The following is a 17,822-nucleotide window of genomic DNA, read 5'->3' on the forward strand; positions in this document are numbered from 1 at the left end:
ACCGGAATTCAACCCTCCGATAATACTTCCTCCAATGTTAACGTCATCTTAAAATCTCTTTTCCAACGTTTGCTGACTTTCTTACGGATGTTTACTGACGTTTCAATATCTCCTGCTACATTTCGTAGTGGATTTAAAACAGCGTCCAACCTGGCCATTTCGTCCTTCACTACTCGACGTTTTTTAAGCGTGTCTTGTAATTGCGTTACAAAACTTAACGAAAATTCTTCCGTTGGGTCGATTCCCTCTAAGTCGTGATACATACTACTAATATACTTATCTAGGCGAGACAACTCCTTAGTTAATAGGCCTCGCTGGTTATTTAATTCCGACAATAATCCGTTAAATTTTGAATGGTACTCGCACATATTAACTCCCCCAAACGTTTTCAGTTCCGGCCAAATTCCGTATTATCCTCCGTATTAAATTCCTGTATCAGCGTCCGATACCGTAGTAAATTACGTATTAAGCTAACAATTTTGGTGCTTGCGCTAAAAAGGATAAGAGTTCAATTGGCTCACATGTGTCCAGTTCTGAGAACAGTTTAGCAACAGTTTCATCCCAGGCGAATAATACCTCGTTATCTCCAATATAAAGAACTGCGTCATCCGCATATCCCGGCTGCTTAAAAACCTCTAAGTATACCCCTTCAATAATCTGTGTTCTTTCAACAACGTAGCTATAGTTTGGTTCGATTTCTACGATTTGCATTTGTGTAAACATGATATTACCTCCTGTTCAGTCATTATTTATTCCTCAAATTCATAATAAATGAATATTATGACTAAGTCAACATAAAATATGAACTAAATTCATAAATTATGATATATTTGATTTATAATACATAAAAGGATGGTTTATAAAATGAATATCACAAAGAAAATTAAATTACTTCTTGTAGAAAATGAAATGACTGCAACACAATTAGCAGAAAAGATAGGGACTACTCAATCAAACTTATCTAAGAAAATGAAAAATGAGACTTATACTGTATCTGACCTAGAAAAAATTGCAGAAGAACTAAATATGGAGCTAATCATTGATTTTAAACCGAAAAATTAGCATAAGAAAAGCGCTCTAGTATAAACTAGGCGCTCTTTTTATTTACTTTGCTTTTTATTTGATTTCTTTTTCTGTAATGGAATACCGGCTTCGTTTGCATGATTGATGATTTTACCGGCCAATTCTGCAGCCATTTCTTTTTTCGATTTACTCATCGAGACACCTCCAAAAAATACTTATGTACAAGCAGTATCACCAGGCTTCTAAAATTTTAATCATAAGAGCCACCTCCCCGACGTACGATAGTGGTGTAACGACAGGATAACAGTGTCTTAGATTTATTTCGCATTTGGGAGGCGAGAAAGTGCAAAAGGGAAGTGCAAGAAAGGTCCGTGCGGATAAAAAACGAGATGTGAGGCCAACTGTTCCAATTGAATTAAAAGACACAATTTATCGTATTAGCTATGTTATCGATACGCCCGTTAAGAACATCGTAGAAACAATTTGTTTATTTGGACTAGATTCACGGAAGGTCATCACTCACCTCTCCGAAAATTTCAAACGTAATGTAAGATTCCACAACACACTTTTTATGGGCGATATTAATAAGCCGTCGGTGCAACGACTTAAGCCAGGAACCAGGACAGAAAGGATCAGCACTCGACTAAAACAACCAGATTATGAAAACCTCGTAACACTCGCATTCGCACTCGATGTAACACCTTCGCGGGCCTGCTCTTTACTACTTGACGCTAGTATTCGTCACAGTGACTTTGTTAATAGTTACTTCCAACAGCATTTATCCGAAACTCTTAATTTCAATAGGATGGTAGAGTTAAAGAAGATTATTAGTTTTATAAATACGAATAGTCCTTACGATGAATCGGTATCGTGGCTCGCATTAGTTTCATATATCTACGCAGAAATAAAAGATAGCGCGGTTTCTTTCAACGACACGCTTCACGATTTTATCGACAAGTGGAAATAAGTAATTTTATTTACGCTCTATGTATTTATTTTGATATTTTAATAGTTTTACGCTTGACAGTATTTTAGGCTTACCACCATCATGGAGCCGGCAACATGGACAACGGCTTGGACGCAGTTCGTCTGCCTACACGCTGATAGTACGAAAAAATAGACGTAGTTATCAGTCATGTAAGACAGACGAATGCAATTTACATGGATCAGTATAACTATGGTATCCGTATTGTATCGCCGTATGTATTCGCGAGTATTTCTACTCAACGGACCTACTCGCTACTACTGCCCCCGCGAGGTAAGCTAAACTACGATTTGTCGTAGAGTGCTTTGTATGGTCCGTCCTACGCGCTCCGTAAAGCGCCAGTCCTTCCACTCCTGACCGTACAATGCCCGTCAGCGGCATTCAGACACAAGCGTACATACGGCGACGCTTATAGCGTGTCCTAACGATAATTATTGCGTCGGCTATCGTACAAACCGGTCAAGTTTAGCGTGTTACTAGGTTTCCACGTTGAACTACCGAAAATAGGCACACTAAATAAGCCTAGACGTTGTAATTTTTTCGAAAAGGCTGTACAATAGCGTTACATTGGTGTTTATGCTATCGTTCTAACGGTAGTCATATTCAGTTAAGGTCGAGTGTTCGCGCACTCGGCTTTTTCTTTTTGTCTAAAGATTATTTAACGGACTAAACTCACGATGTTTGTCGTGGACCTCCGTTGAAAATAGATTTACATAAGTTTTTACCATCTCCATTGTTGAATGGCCGAGTATCTTTTGTAATTCGAATATGCCAGCGCCATTCATAACGGATAGCTTAGCGAATGTATGACGCATTGTATGAGGCGAGCATCTGACGCCCTTTATGCCTGCTTTATTACCGTATTGAGCGACTATCTTCTGCAGAGAATTACGTTTCATTCCTGTACCTTCTAAAGTGACAAATAACGCATCTGTTTCGCATGTCCCTCTTAATTGCATATATCTACGAAGCTGCTCTTTCATCTTTGCTTGTATCGGTACATAGCGATGATAATGATTTTTCGTATTACGAATAAACACGAGCCCTTCCGACAGCTTCACATCTTCTACTAAAATACCGCAAGCTTCATTTAAACGAATGCCAGTTTCGAGCAGTAGCATCATAAACGTATAGTCTCGCTGACCTGTGAATGTACGCTTGTCCGTTGCATTGAACAATGCATGTAACTGTTTAACGGTGAATGTTTCAACGCTATTCTTACGATCACGAACTAACGGAAACTTTGCCAGGTCATTGACGGCCAAGTATTTATTTTCGAGTAACCAATGAAAGAACGCTCGAATTGCGCGTAGCTTAGAGTTTATCGTTGTTGTCCGTAGACCGCGTACTTGCATATTCTCGACTAACTCCTCTAGGTGCTTCCGCTGTACGTCGTGGATAAATAGCGAATGGTTTACGCTAACTAAGAACGTACGGAAGTGATTTAATTCGCGTTGATAGTAAGTAATCGTAAACTCGCGCAAGCCACGTCGTTTCGCATCCTTTATAAATACCGCTAACGCTTCATCGAACGTCGTCACCTGCATTGATACCGAACGACTCACGAGATCGAGTTCCCGTCCTACTAATTCGTTATTACGCTTAGACATAGAAAAAGACCGCCTTCCTTAGTATTTAAGGAAAACGGTCTACTAGCGAACATGCTAACGACTAATTTGACGCACATTATACGTCTAAAACGTAAAAAAGCGCCCCATGCTTACGCATGAAACGCCGTCAAATCAACGATTTAATGATACCGGTGGTCGGGGTCGAACCGACACTCCAAAGGAACACGATTTTGAGTCGTGCGCGTCTGCCAATTCCGCCACACCGGCATAATGGAGATAAAAAAAATCGGATAAACCGATTATCAGATAAAATATGGAGGCGGCAACCGGATTTGAACCGGTGATAAGGGTGTTGCAGACCCGTGCCTTACCACTTGGCTATGCCGCCATCATATTGGAGCGGAAGACGAGGTTCGAACTCGCGACCCCCACCTTGGCAAGGTGGTGTTCTACCACTGAACTACTTCCGCAAAAATGGCTGGGGTACTAGGATTCGAACCTAGGCATGACGGAATCAAAATCCGTTGCCTTACCGCTTGGCTATACCCCAACAATGGGGCGACTGATGGGAATCGAACCCACGAATGCCGGAACCACAATCCGGTGCGTTAACCACTTCGCCACAATCGCCATTGTATTATGATGTTTATTAATTTTATATTTGATGGGGCGACTGATGGGAATCGAACCCACGAATGCCGGAACCACAATCCGGTGCGTTAACCACTTCGCCACAATCGCCATAAAATTAATTGGCAGGGGCAGTAGGAATCGAACCCACACCAAAGGTTTTGGAGACCTCTATTCTACCGTTGAACTATGCCCCTATAGTAAAAAAAACTGGTGGAGGGGGACGGATTCGAACCGCCGAACCCTAAGGAGCGGATTTACAGTCCGCCGCGTTTAGCCACTTCGCTACCCCTCCGGGAAAATGGTGCCGGCTATAGGAATCGAACCCACGACCTACTGATTACAAGTCAGTTGCTCTACCTGCTGAGCTAAACCGGCAAAAAAATATGGTGGGTCAGGACGGAATCGAACCGCCGACACTTAGAGCTTCAATCTAATGCTCTACCAACTGAGCTACTGACCCATATTTAAAAAAATAAATGGCGGTCCCGACCGGGATCGAACCGGCGATCTCCTGCGTGACAGGCAGGCATGTTAACCGCTACACCACGGGACCATTTGGTTGCGGGGGCCGGATTTGAACCAACGACCTTCGGGTTATGAGCCCGACGAGCTACCACTGCTCCACCCCGCGATAATACTATGTTGTTATGAAAAATATGGTGGAGGATGACGGGCTCGAACCGCCGACCCTCTGCTTGTAAGGCAGATGCTCTCCCAGCTGAGCTAATCCTCCATCTGGGTATTTAAATGGTGACCCCTACGGGATTCGAACCCGTGTTACCGCCGTGAAAGGGCGGTGTCTTAACCACTTGACCAAGGGGCCTTCGTTTGGAATAAATCAAAGTGCTGGCGGAGAGTAAGGGATTTGAACCCTTGAGACAGTGTTAACCGCCTACACGATTTCCAATCGTGCTCCTTCGGCCACTCGGACAACTCTCCAAGAATGGCTCCGAAGGCAGGACTCGAACCTGCGACAACCTGATTAACAGTCAGGTGCTACTACCAACTGAGCTACTTCGGAATAATTTTAGTATATAGCCTAGCGATGTCCTACTCTCACAGGGGGAAGCCCCCAACTACCATCGGCGCTAAAGAGCTTAACTTCCGTGTTCGGTATGGGAACGGGTGTGACCTCTTTGCCATCATCACTAGACTATTTGAAAGACAACACCTATTATAACATATTTTATCAAAATTACAAGTATATTATAATATTTTATTCTTTCAAAACTGGATAAACGTGCATTGACTGCTTCAAACAATTTGGTTAAGTCCTCGATCGATTAGTATTCGTCAGCTCCATGTGTCACCACACTTCCACCTCGAACCTATCTACCTCATCGTCTTTGAGGGATCTTACTTACTTGCGTAATGGGAAATCTCATCTTGAGGGGGGCTTCATGCTTAGATGCTTTCAGCACTTATCCCGTCCACACATAGCTACCCAGCGATGCCTTTGGCAAGACAACTGGTACACCAGCGGTGTGTCCATCCCGGTCCTCTCGTACTAAGGACAGCTCCTCTCAAATTTCCTACGCCCACGACGGATAGGGACCGAACTGTCTCACGACGTTCTGAACCCAGCTCGCGTACCGCTTTAATGGGCGAACAGCCCAACCCTTGGGACCGACTACAGCCCCAGGATGCGATGAGCCGACATCGAGGTGCCAAACCTCCCCGTCGATGTGGACTCTTGGGGGAGATAAGCCTGTTATCCCCGGGGTAGCTTTTATCCGTTGAGCGATGGCCCTTCCATGCGGAACCACCGGATCACTAAGCCCGTCTTTCGACCCTGCTCGACTTGTAGGTCTCGCAGTCAAGCTCCCTTGTGCCTTTACACTCTACGAATGATTTCCAACCATTCTGAGGGAACCTTTGGGCGCCTCCGTTACCTTTTAGGAGGCGACCGCCCCAGTCAAACTGTCCGCCTGACACTGTCTCCTGCCCCGCTAAGGGGCATGGGTTAGAATTTCAATACAACCAGGGTAGTATCCCACCGACGCCTCCTTCGAAGCTGGCGCTCCGAGATCTCTGGCTCCTACCTATCCTGTACAAGTTGTACCAAAATTCAATATCAGGCTACAGTAAAGCTCCACGGGGTCTTTCCGTCCTGTCGCGGGTAACCTGCATCTTCACAGGTACTATAATTTCACCGAGTCTCTCGTTGAGACAGTGCCCAGATCGTTACGCCTTTCGTGCGGGTCGGAACTTACCCGACAAGGAATTTCGCTACCTTAGGACCGTTATAGTTACGGCCGCCGTTTACTGGGGCTTCAATTCGCAGCTTCGCTTGCGCTAACCACTCCTCTTAACCTTCCAGCACCGGGCAGGCGTCAGCCCCTATACGTCACCTTACGGTTTTGCAGAGACCTGTGTTTTTGCTAAACAGTCGCCTGGGCCTATTCACTGCGGCTCTCATGCGCTTGCACGCTCAAGAGCACCCCTTCTCCCGAAGTTACGGGGTCATTTTGCCGAGTTCCTTAACGAGAGTTCTCTCGCACACCTTAGGATTCTCTCCTCGACTACCTGTGTCGGTTTGCGGTACGGGCACCTCTCACCTCGATAGAGGCTTTTCTTGGCAGTGTGAAATCAGGAACTTCGTCCATACGGACTCGCCATCACAGCTCAACGTTACAGTGTGCGGATTTGCCTACACACACGCCTTACTGCTTGGACGCGCATAACCAACAGCGCGCTTACCCTATCCTACTGCGTCCCCCCATTTCTCAAACGGTGAGGAGGTGGTACAGGAATATCAACCTGTTGTCCATCGCCTACGCCTGTCGGCCTCGGCTTAGGTCCCGACTAACCCTGAGCGGACGAGCCTTCCTCAGGAAACCTTAGTCATACGGTGGACGGGATTCTCACCCGTCTTTCGCTACTCATACCGGCATTCTCACTTCTAAGCGCTCCACCAGTCCTTCCGGTCTGACTTCAACGCACTTAGAACGCTCTCCTACCACTGACATCGTAGATGTCAATCCACAGCTTCGGTGAATCGTTTAGCCCCGATACATTTTCGGCGCAGCGTCACTCGACCAGTGAGCTATTACGCACTCTTTAAATGATGGCTGCTTCTAAGCCAACATCCTGGTTGTCTGTGCAACGCCACATCCTTTTCCACTTAACGATTACTTTGGGACCTTAGCTGGTGGTCTGGGCTGTTTCCCTTTTGACTACGGATCTTATCACTCGCAGTCTGACTCCCGTGTATAAATATCTGGCATTCGGAGTTTGTCTGAATTCGGTAAACCGGGATGGCCCCCTAGTCCAAACAGTGCTCTACCTCCAGTATTCTCATCACGAGGCTAGCCCTAAAGCTATTTCGGAGAGAACCAGCTATCTCCAAGTTCGATTGGAATTTCTCCGCTACCCACACCTCATCCCCGCACTTTTCAACGTGCGTGGGTTCGGGCCTCCAGTAAGTGTTACCTTACCTTCACCCTGGACATGGGTAGATCACCTGGTTTCGGGTCTACGACCACGTACTATTTCGCCCTATTCAGACTCGCTTTCGCTGCGGCTCCGCCTTCTAAAGCTTAACCTTGCACGTAATCGTAACTCGCCGGTTCATTCTACAAAAGGCACGCTATCACCCATTAACGGGCTCTAACTACTTGTAGGCACACGGTTTCAGGATCTCTTTCACTCCCCTCCCGGGGTGCTTTTCACCTTTCCCTCACGGTACTGGTTCACTATCGGTCACTAGGTAGTATTTAGCCTTGGGAGATGGTCCTCCCGGATTCCGACGGAATTTCACGTGTTCCGCCGTACTCAGGATCCACTCAGGAGAGAACGAACTTTCGACTACAGGGCTTTTACCTGCTCTGGCGGACCTTTCCAAGTCGCTTCATCTAACTCGCTCTTTTGTAACTCCGTATAGAGTGTCCTACAACCCCAAGAGGCAAGCCTCTTGGTTTGGGCTCTTCCCGTTTCGCTCGCCGCTACTCAGGGAATCGATTTTTCTTTCTCTTCCTCCAGGTACTTAGATGTTTCAGTTCCCTGGGTCTGCCTTCAAGACGCTATGTATTCACGTCAAGATACTACGCGATTAAACGTAGTGGGTTCCCCCATTCGGAAATCTCCGGATCAAAGCTCACTTACAGCTCCCCGAAGCATATCGGTGTTAGTGCCGTCCTTCTTCGGCTCCTAGTGCCAAGGCATTCGCCGTGCGCCCTTAATAACTTAACCTACAGCTTTCAATACACATCGCATTTCGTTGTCAGCTTCACTCGTTCAATCAGTCACGTACTGAAGTACGCTCCTTCATTCACTCGATTGCTTCCTAGAACTGCTTGTGTCTTGAAACCTTACTAATGTTATTAAGCCTATAAAAAACTTAAAAAATAAATGTGTTTGTTACAATTTCAATGTCGTTTTATCCAGTTTTCAAAGAACAAGTTTTGAAGTATTTCATTCGGAAGAATGAACCTTCAAAACTGAACGCAAAACGTAATCTTACAAACCCAAGGTTTGTATTCCGAAATAATCCTTAGAAAGGAGGTGATCCAGCCGCACCTTCCGATACGGCTACCTTGTTACGACTTCACCCCAATCATCTATCCCACCTTCGGCGGCTGGCTCCAAAAGGTTACCTCACCGACTTCGGGTGTTACAAACTCTCGTGGTGTGACGGGCGGTGTGTACAAGGCCCGGGAACGTATTCACCGCGGCATGCTGATCCGCGATTACTAGCGATTCCGGCTTCATGTAGGCGAGTTGCAGCCTACAATCCGAACTGAGAACGACTTTATCGGATTAGCTCCCTCTCGCGAGTTGGCAACCGTTTGTATCGTCCATTGTAGCACGTGTGTAGCCCAGGTCATAAGGGGCATGATGATTTGACGTCATCCCCACCTTCCTCCGGTTTGTCACCGGCAGTCACCTTAGAGTGCCCAACTAAATGATGGCAACTAAGATCAAGGGTTGCGCTCGTTGCGGGACTTAACCCAACATCTCACGACACGAGCTGACGACAACCATGCACCACCTGTCACCGTTGCCCCCGAAGGGGAAACTATATCTCTACAGTGGTCAACGGGATGTCAAGACCTGGTAAGGTTCTTCGCGTTGCTTCGAATTAAACCACATGCTCCACCGCTTGTGCGGGCCCCCGTCAATTCCTTTGAGTTTCAGTCTTGCGACCGTACTCCCCAGGCGGAGTGCTTAATGCGTTAGCTGCAGCACTAAGGGGCGGAAACCCCCTAACACTTAGCACTCATCGTTTACGGCGTGGACTACCAGGGTATCTAATCCTGTTTGCTCCCCACGCTTTCGCGCCTCAGCGTCAGTTACAGACCAGAAAGTCGCCTTCGCCACTGGTGTTCCTCCAAATCTCTACGCATTTCACCGCTACACTTGGAATTCCACTTTCCTCTTCTGCACTCAAGTCCCCCAGTTTCCAATGACCCTCCACGGTTGAGCCGTGGGCTTTCACATCAGACTTAAAGGACCGCCTGCGCGCGCTTTACGCCCAATAATTCCGGACAACGCTTGCCACCTACGTATTACCGCGGCTGCTGGCACGTAGTTAGCCGTGGCTTTCTAATAAGGTACCGTCAAGGTACAGCCAGTTACTACTGTACTTGTTCTTCCCTTACAACAGAGTTTTACGATCCGAAAACCTTCTTCACTCACGCGGCGTTGCTCCATCAGGCTTTCGCCCATTGTGGAAGATTCCCTACTGCTGCCTCCCGTAGGAGTCTGGGCCGTGTCTCAGTCCCAGTGTGGCCGATCACCCTCTCAGGTCGGCTACGCATCGTCGCCTTGGTGAGCCGTTACCTCACCAACTAGCTAATGCGCCGCGGGCCCATCTTATAGCGACAGCCGAAACCGTCTTTCAGTGTTCCACCATGAGGTGGAACAGATTATTCGGTATTAGCCCCGGTTTCCCGGAGTTATCCCAAACTATAAGGTAGGTTGCCCACGTGTTACTCACCCGTCCGCCGCTAACGTCAAAGGAGCAAGCTCCTTCTCTGTTCGCTCGACTTGCATGTATTAGGCACGCCGCCAGCGTTCGTCCTGAGCCAGGATCAAACTCTCCATAAAAGAAATTTGATTAGCTCAAATTGTTTTGCTGGCATCAATTTTGATGTCCAAAATTTTGTTTTGTTCACTAGCCGAAGCTAGTTACTTAAAACTTTATTGATTACGTTTTGCTTGTTCAGTTTTCAAGGTTCATTTTTAAGTCGTTTTTCAGCGACTTCTTTATATTAACATCTCACTCAAATCATGTCAACTACTTTTTAAAAAAGTTTTCTGTGTTTTTCATTGAGTTTTTGTTATGTCTTAGCGACAATTAATATAATACAATACTAAGATATTATTCGTCAACTATTTTTCTAAAAAAATATCGAGGTATTTTTAAATACCTCGATTACAAGCATACTACAGTCATAGCTCCATTTCTAGAGCTTCTTTATTTACCTTGTAATGACGGTGAAAAATCATATCACTTTTCGCAGCAATTGGTTCTATTTGAATATAGCCTTTATCCACTAAATACTCTACAAACACTTCTAAATCTACTGAGTAATTCATGAGCTCATGATGATCATGCAATTCCTGAATAGTCCACATATCTTTTGTTTGCATGACTTCTAAAATATGCTGTGCTCCATCACGTGTACGAGAATGTATTAAAAACTCACTTGCTAAAAATAATAACTCTAAGCGCTTTTCTATCGGCTCATTACTTGTGACAAGCTCTTCATATAATTTATAGATGGCTGGCTCGATTTTTTTCACCTGTGCCCAGACCGTTACTTCAGGGTACAATCCACTATCTATAATAGAGAGACGGCCTAAATGATGTAGGGAATCAACCACATGATTATAAGCATCCAAGTAACTCCCTTTATCAAAGTACTCTTTCCCCTCTAGATAACGACGAATCAGCTTTGAAAATTGGATACCAGTTTTAATTTTACGTCCACTGTAAGGGAATTCCTGCAATTCTATTTTTAATTTATGCAAAAATTCATTACGATCAAATAAAACTCTTCCAAAGAAAATCCAATCGACTACCTTCTTATTAGAACCAATAAGCAACCATTTTCTTATTAATTTCTCCGTAACAGTATGTAGAGCAACTTTATTTCCTTCATATAGGTAATGTTTCGAAAAGACAGGCTGCTCTGCTTCTTTTACGATAATTAGTAATACTGTATCAAAAGTATCTGTAACGTTACTTTTTTCCTCACGCTTTTCCACTAAAATGACGCCTAGTGTGTTCGACTGACTTGCACGTTCTTGGTATATTGGACGCAAGACTTGCTCCATGTTCAGCCCCCCTTTTTCATGTAGATTCCATTGTTCCGTTTAAAAATTCGACATACTCTAAAAGTATTCCTTCTTTCAACCTTCTCAAAGCTAAAATACTTTGCCCTTATATGTTATAGTAGATTTTAGATTGGGAGGCAAGATGAAAAATGAAACCTTATAAAAGTAAAATTAATAAAATTCGTTCATTCGCATTAGCACTAATCTTTATCGGTTTTATTGTTATGTATGGAGGTATTTTCTTTAAAAATAGCCCGATACTAGTTTTAATTTTTATGACACTTGGGGTTTTATGTATTATCGGAAGTACAGTTGTATATGCATGGATAGGATTATTGTCAACAAGAGCTGTACAAGTTGAATGCCCGAATTGTCATAAACACACAAAAGTATTAGGTCGTGTAGATATGTGCATGTACTGCAATGAGCCTTTAACACTTGATCCTTCTCTAGAAGGTAAAGAGTTCGATCAATCCTATAATCATAAAGCAAAAAAATCCTAGCCCATTAAGAGCTAGGATTTTATTGTACTTTAGCAGTTACTTCTTTACATGATGGACAAGTGCCGTATATCTCTAAACGATGCGAGTGCACATCAAAGCCAGTTACCTGAGATGCAAAATGCTCAATTTCGTCGAGTCCAGGATAATGGAAATCGACAATCTTGCCACAGCATTCACAAATCATATGATAATGATCATTTGTCACGAAATCAAAGCGACTTGAAGCATCTCCATAAGTCAGCTCTTTCACAAGACCCACCTCACGAAATACGCGCAGGTTGTTATAGACAGTCGCTACACTCATATTAGGAAACTTGCCCTCAAGTGCTTTATAAATTTCATCGGCAGTAGGATGTGCCATTGATTGAATCAAATATTCCAAAATAGCATGACGCTGAGGAGTAATACGTACACCAGTTGTTTTTAACGTGTCCAGTGCATCCTGTAAATGCGTTGCAGACATCGTCATGCACCTCTTCCATAAGTATTATTAATTTATAATTGTTATAATTAGTGTATCCAATTCGCACTACTTCGTCAACAATCACATACTCTTTATCCTTCTTCTAACAATGGCTATCCCTTAATATCCCCTTGATAAATCCATAACATTTTCTAAATCAGTATCGCCCTTCAGCCATTTTGTCAGACTTGGCTTAAAGATCTCTAAGCTTCGTTCAACATAACGAGAAGAATGACTTGAAATATGTGGCGATACAATAACATTTGAGAAGGACCATAATGGACTATCCGATGACAAAGGTTCTACTTCAAATACATCTAAAACAGCGTAGCCAATTTGCTCTGTTGCAATTGCTTGAATGAGCACCTTCTCATCAACCAAGTTCCCTCGACCAAAATTCATGAAAATAGCACTGCTTTTCATGGCAACAAAATGCTCTTCTTTTAATAAATGCGTTGTTTCTGGTGTTTTTGGTAACACAGAAATGACGATATCTGCATTGGGTAAGGCTTCTTTTAATTGGGCAAAGCTAATCATACTATCCATATAGGCCGCTTCTTTCCCCGAACGGTTGCAGCCAATCGTCGTTACTCCAAAAGCCTGCAATAAACGTCCAACTTCCGAGCCAATAGCACCTGGCCCTAAAATTAGCGCTGTGCTACCTCGTAACTCGGTTTGCTTTGCTTTTTTGGACCATTCACTTTTCTTTTGTTGCTCATACATCCAAGGCAAAGCACGTTTAATCGCTAAAATATGGGCTAGCATTGATTCTGCCATTGGTGTTTTATGAATTCCCCGTACATTGGAAACTAAAATACCACGTTCCATAATAGCTCGGGCTGGCATTTTTTCTATACCTGCTGAAGCAACGAAAATCCATTTCAACTTAGTTGCATATTGGATATTCTCTTCTGTTAAATCTTCACCATATGTAACTAAAATATCAGCTTGCTGAAGCTCTTCATTTGATAATCCACTGTCAAATACAAAATCAAGCTGTGGAAAATCGGTTAGCAACGGCTCACGTAAATCCGGTCTAGGTTCAAATGTAAAATAAACTCTCATTTCTCTGCCTCCCGTTCTGCTAAATAGGCATAAACTTCTTCAATATGATTTTTCACACGTACTTTGCGCCAAGCTTTTACAAGCTTACCCTCCGTATCAATTAAAAACGTTGAACGCTCTATGCCCATAAATTCCCGACCATACATTTTCTTTAAAACCCAAACACCGTATGCTTCAGCAACTGCATGATCCTCATCAACTAATAGTGAGAACGGTAAGCCGTGCTTATCAATAAATTTCGTATGTTTAGTTGCATCATCTGGACTTACTCCAAGAACAGCAGCATTTAAATGACTGAAGTCCTCAAACTTATCTCGAAAATCACATGCTTCTGTCGTGCAGCCTGGTGTCATATCCTTTGGGTAGAAATATAAAATAACATTCTGACCTTTAAAATCAGATAAATGCACCATTTCCCCCTTTTCGTTCATTAGAGAAAAATTTGGCGCCTTTTGTCCTTCCAGTAAAGTCATAACAATCTCCTCCTTTGTAGGTTCTATTTTACTCTAAGTAACAAATCAAGTCATATCTCTTAATTTCTTTGGATTTCTTACAACGATAGGTCTACAATAGATTACGTATAAAAAGTTAGGAGGCAATACAATGAATCACGCAAAATCTGAAGCAGTACACGCAGAGGCGTTACAGCACATCGTTGGTGGTGTAAACAGCCCTTCTCGTTCATATAAAGCAGTAGGTGGCGGTTCTCCTGTGGCAATGGCTCGAGGAAAAGGTGCTTATTTTTGGGATGTAGATGGCAACCGTTATATTGATTATCTAGCCGCTTATGGCCCTATCGTGACAGGACATGGTCACCCACATATTGCTAAGGCAATTACACATGCAGCAGAAAACGGAACACTTTTCGGAACCCCAACTGAATATGAGGTTACATTCGCTAAAATGCTTAAAGAAGCTATTCCTTCTATGGATAAAGTACGATTTAACAACTCTGGTACAGAGGCAGTTATGACAACCATTCGTGTTGCTCGTGCCTATACTGGTCGTACAAAAATCATGAAATTTGCAGGCTGCTACCATGGTCACTTCGATTTAGTATTAGTAGCTGCTGGCTCTGGTCCTGCAACATTAGGAACTCCTGACTCTGCAGGTGTGACGACTTCTACAGCAGAGGAGGTTATTACAGTACCGTTTAATAACCCAGAAGCTTTTACTGAGGCAATGAATAAATGGGGCGACCAAATTGCGGCTATCTTAATCGAACCTATCGTAGGGAACTTTGGGATTGTAGAACCAAACCCAGGCTTCCTTGAATTGGTCCATGCTACCGCAAAAGAAAAAGGAGCATTGACGATATACGACGAGGTTATCACTGCTTTCCGCTTCCACTATGGTGGAGCTCAAAATTTACTTGGCCTCACACCTGATCTGACTGCACTTGGTAAAGTTATTGGTGGTGGTTTACCCATCGGTGCTTATGGTGGTCGTAAAGAAATTATGGATACAGTTGCACCACTTGGCCCAGCTTACCAAGCAGGGACAATGGCTGGGAATCCTGCCTCAATGCAAGCTGGGATTGCCTGCCTAGAAGTGCTACAAACACCAGGTATTTACGATGAGATGGATCGACTAGGTGGTATTTTAGAAAATGGTATTTTAACGGCGGCTAAAAAACACGGTGTAACTATTACATTAAATCGTCTTAAAGGAGCACTAACTATTTACTTTACAGATGTGAAAGTAGAAAACTATGAGCAAGCTGAAAACTCTGACGGTGAAATCTTTGGGCGCTTCTTTAAATTAATGCTAGAACAAGGTATTAATTTAGCGCCATCTAAATATGAGGCTTGGTTCCTAACAACTGAGCATACAGAAGCAGACATTCTTGAAACCATTAAAGCTGTAGATTATGCTTTTTCTCAATTGTCATAATGTGTCAATAAAAAGGCGACTTACGAGTTAAGTCGCCTTTTTCTTATTCATGCATGCAAATCTATGTATTTTATGTGCACTTCCTTCTATAATGTAAAGAAACTAAAAAAATATTAGACAGAAAGGACATCTTTATGAAATTAGGTGCCCGTGTATTTAAAACTGGTGTTGCTATCGTTTTTGCCCTGTTTATTGCAGAGTTATTAAAACTACCTTCACCTGTTTTTGCTGGAATTGCAGCCATTTTTGCGATTCAGCCTTCTATTTATCGTTCTTATCAAACCATTGTAGAGCAAGTACAAGCAAATATTATAGGAGCGACAATTGCCGTCATTTTCGGCTTACTTTTTGGCCATCATGTTGTAGCCATTGGTATAGCTGTCATAATTGCTATTGGTTTAATGTTAAAGTTTAAACTTGAAAAATCACTTTCGCTGGCATTGGTGTCAGTCGTAGCTATTATGGAGTTTCAAGGCGATGACTTTTTAACGTTTGGTTTAATACGCTTTGTGACAATCTTGGTTGGGGTGTTGGCAGCATTTGTTGTAAACCTATTTTTCCTACCACCAAAATACGAGGTAAAACTATTCCGCAAAATCTATATTTTACAGGATGATATTATTCGTTGGACACGACTTGCTGTACGTCAGGCTTCTGAACATACCTCTACAAAGGCAGCATTAAGTAAATTTAAAAGTCGTATGTTACGAGTGGATACATTGTACGATTTATATAAGGAAGAACGAAATTACTTAAAAAATAAAAAGTATGTGAAAGCACGTAAACTAGTGGTCTATCGTCAAATGATTTTAACTTCCAAAAAAAGTTTAGAACTGCTTCAGCGGTTGCATAACCATGAAAATGAACTAGCTCAGCTACCTACACAATTTCACTTAATGATTCAAGAGCGACTTGATTCCTTGCTAACTTACCATGAGCAATTACTCTTAAAATATACAGGGAAACTTAAGCCTGAGCATTCAGAGTGGAGCAAAAGCATTGACTATGTCCAACGCAATGAGCTAATGGAAATTTTCATCAAGCAAATTAACTTTGCTCGCGAAGAGGGCGATACAGAATTTTCTAGCTATCATTTACTTTATATTTTATCGCGCATATTAGATTATGAAGAAAATCTAGAGCATCTAGACACGCTTATCGTGTCTTACCAAAGCTACCATGGACATGAAATTAATGTAGAATTTGAAGAAGAGTTCATCTAGTTAGCATTTTAGGGTGGTAGATTATTTTATTCAGCGGGTTTTGAACACCCGCTGAAAACCTCGCCCCCTAGAAAAAGAAATCTGTTGTATTTACATACAAAAAATCCCCCAAGTAGTAATCTACTTAGAGGAAGTGAATTAATGCCGCAATGTTAACAGTTGTTGCTCTGCTTGCTGACGCTTAATGGTTTGCTCATCACGTAAATGCTGATAATTTGCAATACCTGAAACAATAATATCCCACATTTCTTCTAGGCTCTGCGTTGTGCTAGATTGTTGAGCCATAGCAGTACTTAATTGAACCGCTTCCTTGCTGGCTCCCCCAAATTGCTTCATACGGTCTTCAAAGGCAGATGCTGATTGACTTTGTAATTGTTGACGTCTTTCATTAACTGCATTCATCAAACCCATTTTAAAAACAGGAATGGTTTTAATAAAAGCCCCATTAATTTGTTCAATCAACTCACTGTTACCATTTCGCAGCATGTCAATTTGAGGGGCAGTTAAAATGGCCACCATACGCGACTTTTCCAACTCGTCTATTTTCTGCTGGAGTAACTCGGCAATAGCTTGCAAACGATTCAGCTCCATTTTTGCTACCTGATTGCCTGCCTCTCCCTGTTTTTCATACATAGGGATCAATGTTGTTTGTACTTCATGTAATTTCATATCTGTTGCTACGATATATTTTTCCAGCTCTAGATAGTACGTTAAATCTTCATTATATAATCGTGCAAGTATTCGATTATCCTTAGCTAATTCTTCTTCCATAAGCACAAATTGATAATGAATTTTCTCAATATCTCTACCAAGTACATTGTATTTTTCAAATAAATCGTCGTCATTTTTAGGTTTACGTGCAAAGAGCTTTTTAAAAAACCCTCTTTGCTCAGCAAAATCTTTTTTGTCAAATGACAACATTAAAGTTTCAAGCTGCTTAAATAATGTATTTGATTCAAAAGAGGCAGAGCGGGTAACGATATCTAATAGTTGATCAGAGAACTTTGCTAATTTTGTCGCTGGTTCTTTTCCCAATGACATTAGCTCTATCTGGTTTTTTATATTGATTTGATTGGCAATTTGCTGTATCTCTACATGGTCTCTTAATTGTTCTTTAACGGCTGCTGCTGTTTCAGGTGTTAGCTGTTCCAGCGATAACGAGATATTTGACATTTGTCCTGC

Annotated in this window: 13 protein-coding genes, 16 tRNA genes and 3 rRNA genes; 5 read left to right on the forward strand and 27 right to left on the reverse strand. The window is 42.8% G+C overall.

Going from position 1 to position 17,822, the window contains the following annotated elements; genetic code table 11:
• Positions 1 to 8: 8 nt before the first annotated feature.
• Entirely contained in the window at positions 9 to 368 is a 360-nt protein-coding gene (locus MKY49_RS19020; protein ID WP_341386865.1) for a hypothetical protein, read from the reverse strand.
• Between the two features lie 97 nt (positions 369 to 465).
• Entirely contained in the window at positions 466 to 723 is a 258-nt protein-coding gene (locus MKY49_RS19025; protein WP_337976396.1) for a hypothetical protein, read from the reverse strand.
• A gap of 141 nt (positions 724 to 864) precedes the next feature.
• Here MKY49_RS19025 and MKY49_RS19030 point away from each other — a divergent pair, with 141 nt between their 5' ends.
• Entirely contained in the window at positions 865 to 1,062 is a 198-nt protein-coding gene (locus MKY49_RS19030; RefSeq protein WP_337976397.1) for a helix-turn-helix domain-containing protein, read from the forward strand.
• A 304-nt stretch (positions 1,063 to 1,366) separates the two neighbouring features.
• Positions 1,367 to 1,990, forward strand: a complete 624-nt coding sequence (locus MKY49_RS19035; RefSeq protein WP_341386866.1) for a hypothetical protein — start codon at positions 1,367 to 1,369, stop codon at positions 1,988 to 1,990.
• Positions 1,991 to 2,655: 665 nt separating this feature from the next.
• On the opposite strand, the gene MKY49_RS19040 is transcribed toward MKY49_RS19035, so the two are convergent.
• The 21 genes from MKY49_RS19040 to MKY49_RS19140 all read right to left on the reverse strand — a co-directional run bounded on the left by MKY49_RS19040 (position 2,656) and on the right by MKY49_RS19140 (position 11,493).
• Positions 2,656 to 3,618, reverse strand: a complete 963-nt coding sequence (locus MKY49_RS19040; RefSeq protein ID WP_341386867.1) for a tyrosine-type recombinase/integrase — start codon at positions 3,616 to 3,618, stop codon at positions 2,656 to 2,658.
• Positions 3,619 to 3,765: 147 nt separating this feature from the next.
• A tRNA-Leu gene (locus MKY49_RS19045) sits at positions 3,766 to 3,846 on the reverse strand.
• Between the two features lie 47 nt (positions 3,847 to 3,893).
• Positions 3,894 to 3,967, reverse strand: a tRNA-Cys gene (locus tag MKY49_RS19050).
• A 7-nt stretch (positions 3,968 to 3,974) separates the two neighbouring features.
• Positions 3,975 to 4,049: transfer RNA gene (locus tag MKY49_RS19055), tRNA-Gly, on the reverse strand.
• A gap of 5 nt (positions 4,050 to 4,054) precedes the next feature.
• A tRNA-Gln gene (locus tag MKY49_RS19060) sits at positions 4,055 to 4,129 on the reverse strand.
• Positions 4,130 to 4,133: 4 nt separating this feature from the next.
• A tRNA-His gene (locus MKY49_RS19065) sits at positions 4,134 to 4,209 on the reverse strand.
• A 35-nt stretch (positions 4,210 to 4,244) separates the two neighbouring features.
• Positions 4,245 to 4,320 (reverse strand) — tRNA-His (locus MKY49_RS19070).
• A gap of 12 nt (positions 4,321 to 4,332) precedes the next feature.
• Positions 4,333 to 4,406, reverse strand: a tRNA-Trp gene (locus MKY49_RS19075).
• A gap of 14 nt (positions 4,407 to 4,420) precedes the next feature.
• Positions 4,421 to 4,504 (reverse strand) — tRNA-Tyr (locus MKY49_RS19080).
• Between the two features lie 7 nt (positions 4,505 to 4,511).
• A tRNA-Thr gene (locus MKY49_RS19085) sits at positions 4,512 to 4,587 on the reverse strand.
• A gap of 9 nt (positions 4,588 to 4,596) precedes the next feature.
• A tRNA-Phe gene (locus MKY49_RS19090) sits at positions 4,597 to 4,672 on the reverse strand.
• Positions 4,673 to 4,689: 17 nt separating this feature from the next.
• Positions 4,690 to 4,765: transfer RNA gene (locus tag MKY49_RS19095), tRNA-Asp, on the reverse strand.
• A 3-nt stretch (positions 4,766 to 4,768) separates the two neighbouring features.
• Positions 4,769 to 4,843, reverse strand: a tRNA-Met gene (locus MKY49_RS19100).
• Between the two features lie 26 nt (positions 4,844 to 4,869).
• Positions 4,870 to 4,945 (reverse strand) — tRNA-Val (locus tag MKY49_RS19105).
• Positions 4,946 to 4,960: 15 nt separating this feature from the next.
• Positions 4,961 to 5,035 (reverse strand) — tRNA-Glu (locus tag MKY49_RS19110).
• Positions 5,036 to 5,059: 24 nt separating this feature from the next.
• Positions 5,060 to 5,151: transfer RNA gene (locus MKY49_RS19115), tRNA-Ser, on the reverse strand.
• A 5-nt stretch (positions 5,152 to 5,156) separates the two neighbouring features.
• Positions 5,157 to 5,233, reverse strand: a tRNA-Asn gene (locus tag MKY49_RS19120).
• Between the two features lie 16 nt (positions 5,234 to 5,249).
• Positions 5,250 to 5,365 (reverse strand): 5S ribosomal RNA (rrf, locus tag MKY49_RS19125).
• Positions 5,366 to 5,475: 110 nt separating this feature from the next.
• Positions 5,476 to 8,403: ribosomal RNA gene (locus tag MKY49_RS19130) — 23S ribosomal RNA — on the reverse strand.
• A gap of 305 nt (positions 8,404 to 8,708) precedes the next feature.
• A 16S ribosomal RNA gene (locus MKY49_RS19135) occupies positions 8,709 to 10,260 on the reverse strand.
• Together the 16S, 23S and 5S rRNA genes with 16 tRNA genes alongside form the textbook arrangement of a ribosomal RNA operon.
• Before the next feature lie 345 nt (positions 10,261 to 10,605).
• Positions 10,606 to 11,493 (reverse strand): nucleotidyltransferase-like protein, encoded by an 888-nt coding sequence (locus MKY49_RS19140; protein ID WP_274794484.1) that lies wholly within the window; start codon positions 11,491 to 11,493, stop codon positions 10,606 to 10,608.
• 149 nt (positions 11,494 to 11,642) lie between these two features.
• On the opposite strand from MKY49_RS19140, the gene MKY49_RS19145 reads away from it, so the two are divergent.
• Positions 11,643 to 11,996 carry a YgzB family protein gene (locus tag MKY49_RS19145; protein ID WP_274794485.1) on the forward strand — a complete coding sequence of 118 codons (354 nt, stop codon included), beginning with the start codon at positions 11,643 to 11,645 and terminating at the stop codon, positions 11,994 to 11,996.
• 19 nt (positions 11,997 to 12,015) lie between these two features.
• Here MKY49_RS19145 and perR read toward each other — a convergent pair whose 3' ends face one another.
• From perR to bcp, 3 genes are all read right to left on the reverse strand, one after another.
• Positions 12,016 to 12,459, reverse strand: a complete 444-nt coding sequence (gene perR, locus MKY49_RS19150; protein ID WP_322606315.1) for a peroxide-responsive transcriptional repressor PerR — start codon at positions 12,457 to 12,459, stop codon at positions 12,016 to 12,018.
• A 120-nt stretch (positions 12,460 to 12,579) separates the two neighbouring features.
• Positions 12,580 to 13,524, reverse strand: a complete 945-nt coding sequence (locus MKY49_RS19155) for a D-2-hydroxyacid dehydrogenase (protein ID WP_341386868.1) — start codon at positions 13,522 to 13,524, stop codon at positions 12,580 to 12,582.
• A complete protein-coding gene (gene bcp, locus MKY49_RS19160; protein ID WP_274794488.1) occupies positions 13,521 to 13,997 on the reverse strand; it encodes a thioredoxin-dependent thiol peroxidase in 477 nt (158 codons plus the stop codon). The genes MKY49_RS19155 and bcp overlap by 4 nt, the downstream gene beginning before the upstream one ends.
• Before the next feature lie 130 nt (positions 13,998 to 14,127).
• Between bcp and MKY49_RS19165 the strand changes: the two genes are divergently transcribed.
• On the forward strand, positions 14,128 to 15,417 hold the full coding sequence (locus MKY49_RS19165; RefSeq protein WP_274794489.1) for a glutamate-1-semialdehyde 2,1-aminomutase: 1,290 nt from the start codon (positions 14,128 to 14,130) through the stop codon (positions 15,415 to 15,417).
• A gap of 134 nt (positions 15,418 to 15,551) precedes the next feature.
• On the forward strand, positions 15,552 to 16,640 hold the full coding sequence (locus MKY49_RS19170) for an FUSC family protein (protein WP_274794490.1): 1,089 nt from the start codon (positions 15,552 to 15,554) through the stop codon (positions 16,638 to 16,640).
• 138 nt (positions 16,641 to 16,778) lie between these two features.
• On the opposite strand, the gene MKY49_RS19175 is transcribed toward MKY49_RS19170, so the two are convergent.
• Positions 16,779 to 17,813, reverse strand: a complete 1,035-nt coding sequence (locus tag MKY49_RS19175; protein WP_322606318.1) for a toxic anion resistance protein — start codon at positions 17,811 to 17,813, stop codon at positions 16,779 to 16,781.
• Between the last annotated feature and the right edge of the window lie 9 nt (positions 17,814 to 17,822).

Source organism: Lysinibacillus sp. FSL M8-0134, assembly GCF_038069745.1.
In the GTDB taxonomy this organism is placed as follows: domain Bacteria; phylum Bacillota; class Bacilli; order Bacillales_A; family Planococcaceae; genus Lysinibacillus; species Lysinibacillus irui.

Bases quoted from the DNA above. Each gene is read 5' to 3' on its own strand.
- MKY49_RS19025 (WP_337976396.1), bottom strand. From the start codon at position 723: ATGTTTACACAAATGCAAATCGTAGAAATCGAACCAAACTATAGCTAC.
- MKY49_RS19155 (WP_341386868.1), bottom strand. From the start codon at position 13,524: ATGAGAGTTTATTTTACATTTGAACCTAGACCGGATTTACGTGAGCCG.
- MKY49_RS19040 (WP_341386867.1), bottom strand. From the start codon at position 3,618: ATGTCTAAGCGTAATAACGAATTAGTAGGACGGGAACTCGATCTCGTG.
- MKY49_RS19165 (WP_274794489.1), top strand. From the start codon at position 14,128: ATGAATCACGCAAAATCTGAAGCAGTACACGCAGAGGCGTTACAGCAC.
- bcp (WP_274794488.1), bottom strand. From the start codon at position 13,997: ATGACTTTACTGGAAGGACAAAAGGCGCCAAATTTTTCTCTAATGAAC.
- MKY49_RS19140 (WP_274794484.1), bottom strand. From the start codon at position 11,493: ATGGAGCAAGTCTTGCGTCCAATATACCAAGAACGTGCAAGTCAGTCG.
- MKY49_RS19175 (WP_322606318.1), bottom strand. From the start codon at position 17,813: ATGTCAAATATCTCGTTATCGCTGGAACAGCTAACACCTGAAACAGCA.
- MKY49_RS19145 (WP_274794485.1), top strand. From the start codon at position 11,643: ATGAAACCTTATAAAAGTAAAATTAATAAAATTCGTTCATTCGCATTA.
- perR (WP_322606315.1), bottom strand. From the start codon at position 12,459: ATGTCTGCAACGCATTTACAGGATGCACTGGACACGTTAAAAACAACT.
- MKY49_RS19020 (WP_341386865.1), bottom strand. From the start codon at position 368: ATGTGCGAGTACCATTCAAAATTTAACGGATTATTGTCGGAATTAAAT.
- MKY49_RS19030 (WP_337976397.1), top strand. From the start codon at position 865: ATGAATATCACAAAGAAAATTAAATTACTTCTTGTAGAAAATGAAATG.
- MKY49_RS19170 (WP_274794490.1), top strand. From the start codon at position 15,552: ATGAAATTAGGTGCCCGTGTATTTAAAACTGGTGTTGCTATCGTTTTT.